Below are 13,866 nucleotides of genomic sequence, written 5' to 3'. Positions count from 1 at the left end.
TTGTTGAAAATTGGACCCTATGAATTTAATTCACGGCTGCTGCTCGGAACAGGAAAATATCCAAGCTTTGATGTGCAGAGGGAAGCTGTAGAAGCTTCGGAAGCAGAGGTGCTTACGTTTGCAGTACGCCGTATGAACATTTTTGAAGCGAACCAGCCCAACTTTTTGGAAAAGCTGGATTTAAAGAAATATAAATTACTCCCAAATACGGCAGGAGCAAGTACAGCTGAGGAGGCTGTTCGAATAGCAAGGCTATCCAAAGCTTCCGGGCTCTGCGACATGATTAAGGTTGAGGTTATTGGATGCAGCAAAACACTTCTTCCCGATCCAATAGAAACAATAAAAGCAGCGGAGATTCTATTAGACGAGGGATTTATTGTTCTTCCTTATACCTCTGATGATGTCGTCCTTGCCCGAAAACTAGAAGAAATAGGCTGCCATGCGGTCATGCCATGTGCTTCGCCAATTGGTTCAGGGCAGGGAATCATTAATCCTATTAATCTTCAATTTATTACAGAGCAGGCTGCTGTTCCGATTATTGTGGATGCTGGAATTGGGAGCCCGGCAGATGCGGCATTGGCAATGGAGCTGGGAGCAGATGGTGTGTTATTAAATACGGCTGTCTCCTCTGCCGATGATCCTGTTAAAATGGCAAAAGCAATGAAACTCGCCATTGAAGCAGGAAGGCTGGGCTATGAAGCTGGCCGGATGCCCCAAAAGCGTTATGCATCAGCAAGCAGCCCGGCGGAAGGAATGGTTTTTAGTTGAATCAGCGATACTCCCGCCAGATATTATTTCCTGCGATTGGCAAAGAAGGACAGAAAAAGCTGAGGGAAAAACACGCTTTGATTGTAGGGGCTGGTGCATTAGGGGCTGCAAATGCAGAAACCCTCACAAGGGCAGGCATCGGCAAATTAACCATTGCCGATCGGGATTATGTGGAGTGGAGCAACCTGCAGCGCCAGCAGCTTTATAGTGAAGAAGACGTTGTTCGTAAAGCTCCAAAAGCGATAGCAGCGGCTAAACGCCTGAAAGCCATCAATTCAGAGGTTCAAGTTATTGCCCGTATAATGGATGTAGGAGTACAGGAGATTGAAGAGCTGATTGAGGGTGTTGATTTAATCATTGACTCAACAGATAATTTTGACATTCGCTTTCTTATCAATGATATAACTCAAAAGCACCGGATTCCCTGGATATATGGAGGGTGTGTGGGGAGCTATGGTTTAAGCTATACCATCTTGCCTGGGGTGTCACCGTGCCTGAATTGCCTGATGGACAAATTGCCATTGGGAGGTGCCACTTGCGATACGGGAGGTGTTATTCAGCCGGCTATTCAAATGGTTGCGGCTTACCAGTCTGCTGAAGCATTAAAGATATTGGCAGAAGACTTGGAATCCTTACGCGGGACACTTGTTTCTTTTGATGTATGGAAAAATCATTTTAGTTCTGTTAATGTTACTTCCTTAAAGAATCCGCAGTGCTTATCGTGTGGGACTAATCCAGTTTATCCCTTCCTGGACTACAGAAATCAGACAAAAACAGCACTGCTTTGCGGGAGGGATACTGTTCAAATCAGGCCTTCAGCCCTTCAGGACATGGATTTTACTTTTTTGGAAAAATCCCTGGTCTCTCAAGGAATCATGGTAGAGAGCAATCCTTATTTGCTCTCATTTTCGATCGATGAGGCAAGAGTGGTTGTATTTAAGGATGGAAGAGTGCTGGTGCATGGGGTAAGAGACATTCTCCAGGCAAAGAACCTGTATCATCGTTTCATGGGATAATGAGTTTTGCCTGTCGCTAAGTGTGACAGGATTTATTGACTAATAAGCATTAAATATCAAACTCAAAATTAGGCTAAAATGAAGATGAAGAGCATCTAAACAGGAGTTGATATCATGAAAAATAAAATCCAAAAAATCACACCAAACTTATGGTTCAATACAGAAGCTGAAGAGGCAGCAAACTTTTATACTTCGATTTTTAAGGACTCAGCTATCAGCAAGATTACCCGCTATGGGAATGAAAGGCACGAACTTAGCGACATGCCAGAGGGAAAGGTTATGACTGTGAAATTTCAGCTGGAAGGGCAGGAGTTTACTGCCCTGAATGGCGGACCAAAATTTAAGTTTAATGAGGCAATTTCATTTATTGTTAATTGCGAGAATCAAGAAGAAATAGACTATTATTGGGAAAAGCTCTCTGAAGGCGGGGATGAGAAGGCACAGGCATGCGGCTGGCTGAAGGATCAGTTTGGCGTATCCTGGCAAATCGTACCTGCAGAGTTAAGCGAAATGATCAGCAGCCATGATTCTGAAAAAACAGAGCGAGTAATGAAGGCATTGCTCCAAATGGAGAAAAAGATTGATTTGAATACTTTGAAGAAAGCATTTGAAGGCTAAGAGAAAAAAGACCTGTCCACTCAGCATTTGAAGGACAGGTCTTCTTGGAATTATTTATCCTCTCTTAATAAATAGTTATTTCCATCCTGGTCTTTAAACGTAAACATGGTTCCAAAAGGCATTTTTAGCATATCCTCAACTTCCACGCCATTTTGTTTCATTTGTTCATAAGCAGCTTCAATATCAGATGTGCTGAAAAGGATGGATGGGTGGGCAACTGCAGATGGATTTTGCTGTTCCATGGCTGCCTTTGAATAGAGAACTAAAGTTGTAAATTCATCATTGCTTGGACCAACTTCAATCCAGGCAGCATTTTGTCCCATAGGCTGTTCGAACTTTAGAACAAACCCCATTTTATTCAGCCAGAACTCTTTTGCCTGTTCCTGGTCCTCAACGTATACTGTGATTTTTCCGATTTTATTGATCATATTAAGTTCTCCTTTGATTTCATTCTTATAAAAAGGATTTTATCAGTCCATGGCGGCAAAAACAATTTCAGTATTGGAAAGGTTCGCGTGAATTCACTCCTAATTGGAGATAATTACTGTAACCATTGAGAGGAGAGGGATTATGTACATAGAATCCATACGGTTCACCGATTCTCCTGTCCATCATCAATTTCCGACATTATATGAGAATTTGGGTCTTCCCGAGGTTTCTTCCTTTATTGAGCAAAAATATGAATTTGATTTCACTGCAGGAAAAACAAAAAGAACTGGGCATGGAAGCATTCGAATGTATAAGCAATATGGAGAGCTTAAGGTGATAATCTCTGAAAAAATGACCGGATTCGGACCAAAAAGGCTTGAAAAGCTGGAGAGTCTGCTTATGGAGGAGGTTAAAGAACGATTTATCAGCAATATTGAAGCCGAAACTAAAACACGAAAAGTGTACCACATGCATTTTGGCCGTAATGACAGGGGTAAATAGGGACAGTTTAACTGTCCCATATGGCTTACTTGGTGTTGTCTCTTTGGGCTTTTAAAGCGATTCTTTCAAGACCATTTTCTCTGTCATCCGCATATTCTGTTTCTTTTGGAAGTGCATTATTCTTATGATCTGATTGGCTTTTCTTTTTCTTTGCCATGATTTTCACCTCCTTTATAGTGATTAAGGCATCTGCGTTTTTAGTTTGCATTCTTTTTATTAGGCTATGCCTTAAGTTTTTGAACCCCCAAAAATTCAATCAAACGTTTGATTGAAAGGTATGCCAGCTCATCTTGCGCTGTACTGAAGTGCGAATTAATAGGATTTTTTCTATATGATGAAACCTCCATGATTACCTTTCGTATTTAAATAGTACAGCGTAATCATGGAGGTTTTCTTTTTGAAAATGATGTGGTTAATCACTGGAATAGTTCTTATTTTGGCAGCAGCAGCTTTGGCCCTATTCATGTATCTAAAGGGGAAAAACAGCGGTGATCCTGAGTCAGTCATCGGGTATGTGCAGGAACACAGGCATACAGACAATATGGCCTTGGTTATTCGGCATAATGATGAAGAGTGGGTTAAAATCAATGAGGATGTGCCGCTTCCTTTAGCCAGCACGGTTAAAATTATGGTGGCAATTGAATATGCGCGTCAGGCAGCGGAGGGAGAAATAGACCCAAAGGAAAAAGTCGATTTAAAGACCATGGAAACGTATTATGTTCCTAAAACAGATGGAGGAGCCCACCAGGCGTGGATTGATAGCCTTTCAGAAGAGGTGGAGAGTGTTCCTCTAAGTGAAGTGACAAATGGGATGATCGCTTACAGTTCGAATGCAAACACCGATTACCTGCTGAATGTCCTGGGAATTGAAAATGTAAATAGACTTGCTGAAGATTTGAAGCTTGCCAGTCATGAAAAGATGTATCCGATTGTCAGTGCCCTTTTTATCCCGATGGAGCTGATGGAGGAAGAGGGTTTCACAAAAGAAGAGGCGCTTAAGGAATTGAAGGGCATGAGTCTTGATGAGTATCGAAGCAGAGCTATAGACATTCATCAAAAATGGGACAGCCATCCGCCACTCGAAAAAGGTAAGAAGGAACTATTGAAGGTTCTCGATATGGATTTTCAAAGAATATGGTCTGACAGGCTTCCGCGTGCTACTGCTGGTGATTATGCAGAGCTGATGAGCCTATTAAACAGGAAAAACTATTTTTCCAAGGAAGTCCATTCTTATCTTGACCCGGTTATGGAGCAGCTGCTGAAAAATCCCCGCAACCGGGAGTGGCTTCAGCATGCAGGGCAAAAGGGAGGATCAACAGCCTTTGTTTTTACCATCAGCATGTATGCAACCGATAAAGAGGGCAATCGTACAGAAATGGCTTTCCTTGCAAATGATCTGAGCAATGCGCAGTTTAAGGAGCTTTCAAGGAATATGACAGTTTTCAGCTTCAATTTCTGACAAACAGCGAATTCCGGAACTCTGTAAGGGAGGAGCTGAATTAAGAGTTCGAAAAAGCATTCGCTGTTAATGGCGAATGTTTTTTACATAGTAAAAACCCCGCTAAAGAGCGGGGCTAGGTAATGCTTTCTCTCCTCTGGCCGACCCACCAGTCGATGTGATCCAGGTTGAAGACATACAAATTTCCGTAAGGTCTAAGATGCGGGATGTCCTTATTCTGAATCAGATGATGGATTTTTTCCTCTGTGAGAGGATAGCCAATAGATGCTAAATAAGCGAGCAATTCCTCAATTCGGTAAACTTTTCTCACTTCATCACCTCCCGCTAAAACTCTTTTTGGAAGAATACTTAGTGGCAGGCAATAAGGTATTGAAAAGCTTAGTTAGTATGTACCCTGTTTATAGAGAAGTAATCATGGCGGGAAAAATGAATCCTATCAATAATAAGTATCGTAGAATAGCAGGAAGTATTTGTTAGATTCGGGAACTTATAAGATGATGTTCAAAAGCAGATTCGTAAAAGATTAATTAAAGGGTGGAGAGTATGGTTCGAATTTTATACATAGAAGACGAAAGTGATATTGGCAGCTGGCTGAAAAATGATTTAGAGGAAAGAGGCTATGAGGTGATCTGGCTGCAGTCTGGAGAAGGTATGGAAAATTATCTTTCTGATGCCGATATTGCCATTTTAGATGTGATGCTTCCGGGGCTTGACGGGTTTTCGCTTGGGAAGCGGATTAAGAAAGTAAAGAGTGACATGCCAGTACTTATGCTATCGGCAAGGACGGCGGTAGAGGATAAGCTGGAGGGCCTGAGCTTTGCTGATGATTATCTTACAAAGCCTTTCCAGCCGGATGAGCTCGCTGCGAGGATTGAAGTGCTGTTAAGGCGATTTCAAAAGAATGATCAGGTGCTGGAGCTTCACCACTTACAGGTACATACAAAGGACCTGAGGATTTTTGATCGGGATGCAGACGATGAAATTCAATTGACAGGCAAGCAGTATCAGCTGTTTCAGCACTTCATTCGCCATCTGAATCAGATACTGACAAAAGAGCAGCTTTATGAAGGCGTCTGGGGAGAAAAATATATGGAGGGCGACAAAACCCTGATGGTTCATATCCGCTATCTTCGTGAAAAACTCGAGAAGAACCCTTCGCGTCCTGAAATCATTGAGACCATTCGCGGAATCGGCTACAGGGTGAAGATATGAAAAGGTTTTTCCAATCGCTGCAGGCGAAGTATATGGCGATTATTCTGGTTGCCTTATTTCTGTTTCAGGCAGCTTATTTACTTGTGGCTATGCTGGCTATGGGTCTCCAAGAGGACATTTCAGGAGAAAAAAACAAGAATGAATCCGATCCCAGTCATATTGAAGAAAAATGGCATGCGGATGCAGCAGAAGTGGAGAATGCCTCAAGTGAAAGCATTCATAAGCTTTTTTCGAAATGGAAAAAGGACTATCCTGAAGCCTCAATGTTTTGGGTGGATGAAAAGGGAAATGTACTGGAGCAGCTGGATGTGAAGGGGGACCTGCCTGCTAATTGGACTCCTGCCTTTACAGCGAAGTTTATTAAGGAACGGTATGGCGGCGATCCGTTTACAGTTATAAGTTTTATTGGCGGGGATGAAAAGAACGGTTTTATCGTTCTTGAAATACCGAGGAATTTATTTCTTCCACCGATTGTGGAGGTAACAGAGAAATATGGACTTTTCTTAGGAGCCGGTCTGCTTTTGATCATTTCCCTGTTTATTATCGTCTCTTTTTTATTTTTCCGTGGCATCCGCAAAAGACTGCTTCAACTCCAGGAGGCGATGGAAAGACGGGATATGGATAATAATCTCCCGATCGGCATTGATGTGCAAAACAATGATGAAATCGGCCAGCTGGAACGGACTTTTAATGAGATGATCCTTGAGCTCAAGGAAAGCAAGCAACGCGAGCAGGAGGAAGAACAGCTGCGGAGGGAGCTGATCGCCAATCTGTCCCATGACCTGCGGACGCCTTTAACGAAAATCAATGCGCAAACATACTCGATTGCAAAGGAAAATCTGTCTCCAGCAGGAAAACAGGCGGTCAAAGCGCTGGAAACTTCGATTGTCAATATTGATAGACTGATTGAGAACTTAATGAGCTACACGCTTTTGATGGCGAGCAAGCATAAGCAGGAGCTGATCGAGCTGGATGCTGTCCGGTTTGTTCGTGAAAGTTTGGCATCCTGGTATCCGGTTTTTGAGAAAGAAAGTTTTGAGGTGAACATCGAGTTAGAGCCGTTTGAAGTGAAATGGCTGACCGATCCAATGTGGCTGGGCCGTATTTTTGATAACATTCTGCAAAATATACTGCGGCATGCGAAGGATGGACTTTACCTTAAAGTGGCGACTGAATCCACCGATGAGTACGATGCGATTGTTGTTATCGATCATGGAAAGGGGCTTAAAAACAGCTCCAATGAAAAAGGAGCCGGAATCGGTTTATCCATCGTTGATATGATGGTGAAGGGCATGAAACTGGAGTGGGATATCGATTCCGGTGACGAGGGCACAATCATAAAAATCTTAAGAAAACATTAGGAGCTGCCTTATCAGGAGCTCCTTTTTTGTTTTAAATTCCATAATGCTATCAATTGGTAAATGCCAAAGAGGACTGCCAGAATAACGAGGATAACCCAGGCATAAGTGTGTGGAATAAAAAAATATACGAGTAAACAGGCAAGCAGGAATACAGCGTAGCCAATGTTAAAAAGCCTTTTAAACGTCATAAGGTTTTCCCCTTCCCAAGGTGCTTACTGTATTAGACGATTTAGGAGGAAAAAAGTATCATTTAAACAAATTTTAAACTTCCCCCTACCTTTGTTTTAACCTTGCCTGGCTAAGATGGAAAGTGAGGTGAGAGGAATGGAGTATGTCGTAAGAACGGAAAATTTATCAAAGCATTTTGGTCAGGAGAAAGCGGTGTCAGGTCTGGAAATGAAAATACCCAAAGGGGAAATCTACGGATTTCTGGGTCCGAATGGTGCAGGGAAAACGACAACGATCCGGATGCTTTTGGGGCTGATGAAGCCTGATTCCGGCAGGATTGAAATTTTTCAAAAAGATTTAAAGAAAGAAAGACTAAATATATTAGGACGGGTAGGCTCGCTTGTAGAATCACCTTCATATTACCCGCATTTAACGGCAAAAGAAAATCTTGAAGCAATGAGAAAAATACTTGGTGTGCCAAAACAGAGAATCGCTGAGGTGCTGGAGATTGTCCGGCTGACTGATGCTGGTGATAAGAAAGTAAAGGGCTTCTCACTCGGCATGAAGCAGCGGCTTGGAATTGCTGCTTCGCTGCTGAATAACCCGGAATTGCTGATTCTGGATGAGCCGACAAACGGATTAGATCCTTCAGGTATTATTGAGATCCGCAATTTAATTAAAAGCCTGCCATCTGAATGCGGGATGACCGTGTTAATTTCCAGTCATTTGCTTTCAGAGATTGATCAGATGGCGACAACAGTAGGTATTGTCACGAAAGGGAAAATGATTTTTCAGGATTCAATTGAATCGATGCGCATGTTTGCACAGCAATCCGTTTTATTAAAGGTCAGCGAGAGCGACAAAGCCTGGCGCTCCCTGCTGGGAAGAGGAATGAAGGCTGGTTTGGATAGCGGCATCATTTCGCTGCCGCAGCAATCGGATGAGCAAGTGGCTGAGGCTGTGCGCGGACTTGTAGCAGATGGATTTTCCGTTTACCGGGTGGAAGAAGAAAAGCGATCATTGGAAGACATTTTCCTTCAGATGACGAGCGAGGAGCAGGCCGGATGATGGAGAAATTACTGGCAGCTGAATTTATGAAGATTAAGCGGAAAGGAATCTGGTTCCTGACCGTACTGGGTCCAATTGGGGTAGTAGCCATGCAGATGGTCAATTACGGGGTGCGCAAGGATTATTTGTTCGGACAGAATGATGACCGGTGGGGGTATTATTTGGATAATATCCATTCGTTCACACCGCTGGCGATTGTGCTGGGCATCGTAATTCTGACGTCATTTATGTCAAGTATTGAAAATGAAACGAACGCCTGGAAACAGCTGATTGCATTGCCAGTTTCGAAAATGAGCGTGTATTTAACGAAGTTCACGGTGCTGTCGATTCTGCTTCTAACTTCTTCTGTGCTTTTGATGCTATTCGCGCTTGCTTTTGGATTGTTTCTTGATTTGGGCGGGGAGATTCCGTATAAGGGTCTGCTGGAATACAGCTTTTATCCTTTTTTTGCGGCTTTGCCAGTTTTGGCGCTGCAGCTTTGGATAGCGACTGTGAGTATAAATCAGGGTGTGCCAATCACTCTGGGAATTCTGGGAGTGATTCTGACATATGCTGGCTTTACTTTGCCGGATTGGCTGATTTGGAAATGGCCGCTGCTGCTGAATGAGTGGAATGAACCGCTTATCAACGTCCTGCTTGGAATTGGAGCCGGCTTTTTACTATACACAGCCGGCATGATTGATTTTGCGAGAAGGGATGTGAAATAGATGCTGTCTATCTTGAAGTCGGAGTGGTTTAAGCTGCGTAAATCAAAGATCTTCGGCATTCTTTTAGTGGGACCGCTGATTGGGCTGGGCGCAGGGATTGGGGCGAATACAGCTGAAACGGCGGGGGTGATGAACGAATGGTACCTGCTTTTGATTTATATGAATTTGCCTTATTCGGTACTCTTTTTGCCGTTAGTCACAGGGGTTCTGGCAAGCCTTGTCTGCCGGTATGAGCATCAGGCCGGGGGCTGGAAGCAGCTTTTGGCGCTGCCTGTCACAAGGGGAAAAGTGTTTGCAGCTAAGTATGCGCTGATCCTGCTATTGGTTTTGCTTATCCAATTATTCTATTTAGCTGCCATTTTTGGTGCAGGATTGTATAAAGGTGTAACCGATCCATTTCCGGCAGCGATTGTCTGGAAAAGCATATTGGGAGGCTGGGTCGCGACTTTCCCATTAGTCGCTCTGCAGCTGTGGATGTCCGTCTGGTTCAAAAGTTTTGCGGCACCTTTTGCGGTCAACGTCGTTTTTACGCTGCCATCCATACTGGCGATGAATTCCGAGAAAGTGGGCCCTTATTATCCTTGGGCACAGCCCTTTGCAATGATGTATCCAGCGACAGACACTGGCGATATATTCTTTATCCCGTGGGAACAGCTTTTGACTGTTATCGGCGGATTCTTTTTATTGTTTTATCTTGGCGGCTATTTTTATTTTCAGCGGAAGGCTGTGTAGACAGGATACCAGGGGAGTAATCTTCTGGTATTTTCAATGGGTCAATTGTAATTATTTGAAACTTTTTCTATATTATTCCGTAAAGCTATAGTGGAATCATTTTAATAGAATAGGAGTGTTCTTAATGGAACAAGAAGTAAAAACAAGCAGCGCAAAACCGAGTATGCTTGGGATGATTTGGAGTCCTGGAGAGCAGTTTGACCGCATCCGAAAAAACCCTAAGATTTGGGTGCCGCTGATTTTAATCAGTATTCTGTATGCCGTGGGCATGTTCCTGATGGCAATGTCTATGGATGCATCTTACCTTGGGCTTGATGGCATGAGTGAGGCCGAGGCAGAGATGGTAATGATGTTTTCGAGAGTTGGTGTGGCAATAACAGGAATTTTCACACCTGTAGTGGTTGCCCTCATTTCCGGTGGCATTTATATGATTTTCATTAAAATTGCTGGATCAGATGCAACGTTCAAACAGATATTTTCCATGAATATTTATATTCTTGTTATTGGCGGGATCGGCCTTGTGGTCAATATGGCATTAAGAGCAGCTATTGGAGGAAATCCGGAAATATTTATTACTAGTTTAGCAGGATTGATGAACAGCGAGAAACCAGGGGTCCTGGGTTCTTTCGAGTTATTCAGCATCTGGCAGTCTGTTGTAACGGCAATTGGCCTTCATCGGGTTGGAGGATTATCAAAAGGCTGGGCCTGGGGCATTGCGATTGCCTTCTTCATCATCGGCATTGTCTTCACTTTAATCAGCAATACCCTTTCAGGAATGACTGGTGTCTAAATGAAAAAGAAAGTTTGGATAGCACTCGGGGTTACGGCTGTGTTTTTGCTGCTGGCTGGCGTTAGCGTCTACAGGCAGGCGTTTGCGAAAGGGCCTGAAGTAAAAACCGCCCATCCGGTTCAGGAAGAAATTAAAGAGCAGATCATGATTCCAGGAACGGCAGAGCTGGTGAATGAGCAGAAAATATATACATCTCCTGAAAAAGGCGAAATAAAGGAATTCCTGGTAGAAGAAGGGGATTCTGTTAAAAAAGGAGAGGTGCTGGCCAAATTTGATGGCCAGGCATTGGAGCTTGAATGGGAAAAGGTCAAACTTCAGGCTGAATCAGGCTATATAAAAATCAACCAGCTGGAAAAAGAGGAAGACCAGCTGGGGGATAAGGAAAAAGAGCTGCGCAAACAGGCTGGTGATAAGGAAGCTGATAAACAGATACAGCCTGAAAGGGATCAGTTGAAACTGGAAAAGCGATTGGCGAATCTGGAATTAAGCCAGGTGCTTTTACAGAAGAAAGATATTGAAAAGCGCCTTGGAGAATTAGAGGTTAAAAGCACAATAGATGGAGTGGTGCTTCAGGTGAACAAGGGAGCCTCCTCTGATCCGGCTTCGGCAGGAAAACCTGTCATTTATGTTGGCGATTTAAAAGCAATCGGCGCATCAGGCTTACTTTCAGAATTCGATTCATTAAAGGTAAAAGAGGGGCAAAAGGTGACTCTCCTGTCCGATGCAATTCCTGAAAAGGAATGGAAAGGCGAAGTCAGCGAAGTAGCTGATATGCCAGAAGAGAATCAGGGAATGAATCCTGCCGAAAATAGTGCGCCACAGTATCGGGTGGAGGTCACGGTGAAGGAAATGTCCCTGAGGTCAGGCTTTCAGCTCATAATGGAAATCGAAACAGATAAGAAGAAGGCGCTGACTGTACCGGCCAACTCGGTTATAACTGGAGACAGCAGCGTATATGTATTCGTGGTCAGGGATCAGAAAAGCTATAAACAGGAAGTAGAGACAGGTGTCGCTTCCGGGAATAAAATCGAGATAACAAGCGGCCTCAATGAGCAGGATTTGATTATTACTAATCCATCAGATCAGCTGAAAGACGGCATGGAAGTGGATGTGAAATGATTGATCTTAAAGGCATAACCAAGTCTTATCAGGCGGGAAAAGAAAGAATTGAAGTATTAAAAGGGATTAATCTGAGCATTGAGCAAGGGGATTCTGTGGCGATTATGGGGCCATCCGGATCGGGAAAGTCCACGCTTATGAATATTATTGGATGTCTCGATCTGCCGACAGAAGGAATATATGAATTGGATGGTGAGAACATATCCAATTACTCGGAAGCAGAGCTGGCAAAGGTCAGAAATCAATCGATCGGGTTTGTGTTTCAGCAGTTTCACCTGCTTCCGAGACTGACGGCCATTCAAAATGTTGAGCTGCCTATGATTTATAGCGGCCTTGCAAAAAAGGAAAGATTGGAACGGGCAGAAGCAGCACTGGTTAAAGTGGGCTTGGCCGATCGGGTGGAGTATCTGCCGAATGCTTTATCAGGAGGGCAGAAGCAGCGGGTTGCCATCGCCAGAGCGATTGTGAACGAACCGAAAATCATATTGGCGGATGAGCCGACAGGTGCTCTTGATACGAAAACAAGCGCCTCTATTATGGAACTGTTCAGGGAGCTGAACCATGAAGGGTCAACGATTGTAATGGTTACACATGAACCAGAGGTTGCAGAATATGCCCATCACACGATTATGGTGAGGGATGGGCTGATTGTGCCCGCAGACCTTTCCCGCAGGGGGGCGCCTACATGAGTTTTTTAGAAAATATCAAAATGGCGCTTAGTTCATTGAAGGCGCATAAAATGAGATCGATTTTAACGATGATTGGGATCATTATTGGTGTTGGGGCTGTCATTATTGTTGTCGCAATCGGCCAGGGCGGAGAAGCAATGCTGAAGACGCAGCTGACAGGTCCCGGCAATACAGTGGAGCTGTTTTATCAGCCCTCTGATGAGGAAATTCAGGCAAACCCGAACATATTTAATGAAGCTCCTTTTGATGGGGAAGATATCAAAGCACTGGAGCAGATTCCAGAGATTAAAAGAGTAGTTGCTTCAAGCTCACAGTTCTCACAGGCTTCATTTGGAGAACAGACAGCTGAAACATCCACAACAGGAGTAGGCCCTGCTTATTTTGAGCTCAACAATGTTGAACTGGAAAAAGGGCGATCGTTTACGGCTGCGGATTTTCTTGGCGGACGCAGGGTAGGGCTTGTCAGCTTTTCCATGCAGGAGGAGCTTTTTGATGGCAAATCGCCGGTTGGCGAAGTAATCCGGATTGGAAACCAGCCAATTGAAATCATTGGCGTCATGAAAAAGCCGACAGGGCTCTTTTCATTCGGTGTTCTTGAGATCTATGTGCCTACTAAAACATGGCAGACTATTTATGGGAAGAGTGACTTTACCCAGGTGACGCTTCAGGCAGAATCCGCTGATCAGCTTCAGACTGCCGGAAAGAAGGCTGCCAGCTTACTTAACAAGATGCATAATACAGAAGAATCGTATATGGTCATCAACATGGAAGAAATGGCAGAAGGAATCGGCCAGATTACAAAGGTCATGACGTTAATCATCGGCAGTATCGCCGGTATCTCGCTGTTTGTTGGCGGAATTGGTGTCATGAATATCATGCTCGTATCTGTAACCGAAAGGACGAGGGAAATCGGCATCCGTAAAGCACTGGGAGCAACCAGGGGGCAAATCATGGGACAGTTTTTAATCGAATCTGTCACACTGACCTTGATCGGCGGAGTGCTGGGAATCCTGCTGGGCTGGGGTTCGGCATCTCTGATTTCATTATTTGCCGGATGGCCATCGCTCATTTCCTGGCAGGTCGTCGCAGGAGCACTTTTCTTCTCAATGGCGATCGGGATCATCTTCGGACTGCTGCCGGCTAATAAAGCTTCGAGGCTGAGTCCAATTGAATCTTTGCGATATGAGTAATTCATTATAAGGCTATCTTCGGCTGAGGCTGGGGGTGGT

At 44.0% G+C, this 13,866-nt stretch carries 17 protein-coding genes; 14 read left to right on the top strand and 3 right to left on the bottom strand.

All coding sequences use genetic code 11. The features are described from left to right. From JI665_RS24620 to JI665_RS24610, 3 genes are all read left to right on the top strand, one after another. Entirely contained in the window at positions 1-768 is a 768-nt protein-coding gene (locus JI665_RS24620; protein ID WP_206845197.1) for a thiazole synthase, read from the top strand. Continuing rightward, positions 765-1,784 (top strand): MoeB/ThiF family adenylyltransferase, encoded by a 1,020-nt coding sequence (locus JI665_RS24615; protein ID WP_206845195.1) that lies wholly within the window; start codon positions 765-767, stop codon positions 1,782-1,784. The genes JI665_RS24620 and JI665_RS24615 overlap by 4 nt, the downstream gene beginning before the upstream one ends. A 114-nt stretch (positions 1,785-1,898) precedes the next feature. Then, on the top strand, positions 1,899-2,402 hold the full coding sequence (locus JI665_RS24610; protein ID WP_206845192.1) for a VOC family protein: 504 nt from the start codon (positions 1,899-1,901) through the stop codon (positions 2,400-2,402). Between the two features lie 50 nt (positions 2,403-2,452). Here JI665_RS24610 and JI665_RS24605 read toward each other — a convergent pair whose 3' ends face one another. Next, complete coding sequence (locus JI665_RS24605) at positions 2,453-2,830, bottom strand: VOC family protein (protein ID WP_206845189.1); 378 nt, start codon at positions 2,828-2,830, stop codon at positions 2,453-2,455. A gap of 142 nt (positions 2,831-2,972) precedes the next feature. Between JI665_RS24605 and JI665_RS24600 the strand changes: the two genes are divergently transcribed. Further along, positions 2,973-3,332, top strand: coding sequence for a hypothetical protein (locus JI665_RS24600; protein ID WP_206845180.1), 360 nt, complete (start codon positions 2,973-2,975; stop codon positions 3,330-3,332). 25 nt (positions 3,333-3,357) lie between these two features. On the opposite strand, the gene JI665_RS29050 is transcribed toward JI665_RS24600, so the two are convergent. Then, positions 3,358-3,489, bottom strand: coding sequence for a hypothetical protein (locus tag JI665_RS29050; RefSeq protein WP_280516127.1), 132 nt, complete (start codon positions 3,487-3,489; stop codon positions 3,358-3,360). Positions 3,490-3,735: 246 nt separating this feature from the next. Between JI665_RS29050 and JI665_RS24595 the strand changes: the two genes are divergently transcribed. Next, positions 3,736-4,791 (top strand): serine hydrolase, encoded by a 1,056-nt coding sequence (locus JI665_RS24595; protein WP_244671316.1) that lies wholly within the window; start codon positions 3,736-3,738, stop codon positions 4,789-4,791. Between the two features lie 115 nt (positions 4,792-4,906). Here JI665_RS24595 and JI665_RS24590 read toward each other — a convergent pair whose 3' ends face one another. Then, complete coding sequence (locus tag JI665_RS24590) at positions 4,907-5,101, bottom strand: hypothetical protein (protein WP_206845178.1); 195 nt, start codon at positions 5,099-5,101, stop codon at positions 4,907-4,909. 233 nt (positions 5,102-5,334) lie between these two features. Between JI665_RS24590 and JI665_RS24585 the strand changes: the two genes are divergently transcribed. From JI665_RS24585 to JI665_RS24545, 9 genes are all read left to right on the top strand, one after another. After that, positions 5,335-6,003 (top strand): response regulator transcription factor, encoded by a 669-nt coding sequence (locus JI665_RS24585; RefSeq protein ID WP_206845176.1) that lies wholly within the window; start codon positions 5,335-5,337, stop codon positions 6,001-6,003. Continuing rightward, positions 6,000-7,364 (top strand): sensor histidine kinase, encoded by a 1,365-nt coding sequence (locus JI665_RS24580; protein ID WP_206845175.1) that lies wholly within the window; start codon positions 6,000-6,002, stop codon positions 7,362-7,364. The genes JI665_RS24585 and JI665_RS24580 overlap by 4 nt, the downstream gene beginning before the upstream one ends. A gap of 324 nt (positions 7,365-7,688) precedes the next feature. Continuing rightward, on the top strand, positions 7,689-8,600 hold the full coding sequence (locus tag JI665_RS24575) for an ABC transporter ATP-binding protein (protein WP_206845174.1): 912 nt from the start codon (positions 7,689-7,691) through the stop codon (positions 8,598-8,600). Then, the gene (locus JI665_RS24570; protein WP_206845173.1) at positions 8,597-9,307 is read left to right on the top strand and encodes an ABC transporter permease; all 711 of its coding nucleotides are present in this window, start codon (positions 8,597-8,599) and stop codon (positions 9,305-9,307) included. The genes JI665_RS24575 and JI665_RS24570 overlap by 4 nt, the downstream gene beginning before the upstream one ends. Continuing rightward, positions 9,308-10,039 (top strand): ABC transporter permease, encoded by a 732-nt coding sequence (locus JI665_RS24565; RefSeq protein ID WP_206845172.1) that lies wholly within the window; start codon positions 9,308-9,310, stop codon positions 10,037-10,039. Positions 10,040-10,163: 124 nt separating this feature from the next. After that, positions 10,164-10,829 carry a Yip1 family protein gene (locus JI665_RS24560; RefSeq protein WP_206845170.1) on the top strand — a complete coding sequence of 222 codons (666 nt, stop codon included), beginning with the start codon at positions 10,164-10,166 and terminating at the stop codon, positions 10,827-10,829. Beyond that, positions 10,830-11,948 (top strand): efflux RND transporter periplasmic adaptor subunit, encoded by a 1,119-nt coding sequence (locus JI665_RS24555; RefSeq protein WP_206845168.1) that lies wholly within the window; start codon positions 10,830-10,832, stop codon positions 11,946-11,948. It abuts the gene before it with no gap. Further along, positions 11,945-12,637, top strand: coding sequence for an ABC transporter ATP-binding protein (locus tag JI665_RS24550; protein WP_206845166.1), 693 nt, complete (start codon positions 11,945-11,947; stop codon positions 12,635-12,637). The genes JI665_RS24555 and JI665_RS24550 overlap by 4 nt, the downstream gene beginning before the upstream one ends. Beyond that, positions 12,634-13,827, top strand: coding sequence for an ABC transporter permease (locus JI665_RS24545; protein ID WP_206845164.1), 1,194 nt, complete (start codon positions 12,634-12,636; stop codon positions 13,825-13,827). Before JI665_RS24550 ends, JI665_RS24545 begins: the two co-directional genes overlap by 4 nt. Positions 13,828-13,866 lie beyond the last annotated feature (39 nt).

The sequence above is a fragment of the Bacillus sp. NTK034 genome (assembly GCF_017303275.1).
Lineage (GTDB): Bacteria > Bacillota > Bacilli > Bacillales > Cytobacillaceae > Cytobacillus.
This window is presented reverse-complemented; position numbering and strand designations above follow the sequence as displayed.

What these genes read in the sequence shown, in the direction of transcription:
- JI665_RS24610 (WP_206845192.1), top strand. Translation starts at nt 1,899, where the DNA reads ATGAAAAATAAAATCCAAAAAATCACACCAAACTTATGGTTCAATACA.
- JI665_RS24605 (WP_206845189.1), bottom strand. Translation starts at nt 2,830, where the DNA reads ATGATCAATAAAATCGGAAAAATCACAGTATACGTTGAGGACCAGGAA.
- JI665_RS24600 (WP_206845180.1), top strand. Translation starts at nt 2,973, where the DNA reads ATGTACATAGAATCCATACGGTTCACCGATTCTCCTGTCCATCATCAA.
- JI665_RS29050 (WP_280516127.1), bottom strand. Translation starts at nt 3,489, where the DNA reads ATGGCAAAGAAAAAGAAAAGCCAATCAGATCATAAGAATAATGCACTT.
- JI665_RS24595 (WP_244671316.1), top strand. Translation starts at nt 3,736, where the DNA reads ATGATGTGGTTAATCACTGGAATAGTTCTTATTTTGGCAGCAGCAGCT.
- JI665_RS24585 (WP_206845176.1), top strand. Translation starts at nt 5,335, where the DNA reads ATGGTTCGAATTTTATACATAGAAGACGAAAGTGATATTGGCAGCTGG.
- JI665_RS24580 (WP_206845175.1), top strand. Translation starts at nt 6,000, where the DNA reads ATGAAAAGGTTTTTCCAATCGCTGCAGGCGAAGTATATGGCGATTATT.
- JI665_RS24575 (WP_206845174.1), top strand. Translation starts at nt 7,689, where the DNA reads ATGGAGTATGTCGTAAGAACGGAAAATTTATCAAAGCATTTTGGTCAG.
- JI665_RS24570 (WP_206845173.1), top strand. Translation starts at nt 8,597, where the DNA reads ATGATGGAGAAATTACTGGCAGCTGAATTTATGAAGATTAAGCGGAAA.
- JI665_RS24565 (WP_206845172.1), top strand. Translation starts at nt 9,308, where the DNA reads ATGCTGTCTATCTTGAAGTCGGAGTGGTTTAAGCTGCGTAAATCAAAG.
- JI665_RS24560 (WP_206845170.1), top strand. Translation starts at nt 10,164, where the DNA reads ATGGAACAAGAAGTAAAAACAAGCAGCGCAAAACCGAGTATGCTTGGG.
- JI665_RS24555 (WP_206845168.1), top strand. Translation starts at nt 10,830, where the DNA reads ATGAAAAAGAAAGTTTGGATAGCACTCGGGGTTACGGCTGTGTTTTTG.
- JI665_RS24550 (WP_206845166.1), top strand. Translation starts at nt 11,945, where the DNA reads ATGATTGATCTTAAAGGCATAACCAAGTCTTATCAGGCGGGAAAAGAA.
- JI665_RS24545 (WP_206845164.1), top strand. Translation starts at nt 12,634, where the DNA reads ATGAGTTTTTTAGAAAATATCAAAATGGCGCTTAGTTCATTGAAGGCG.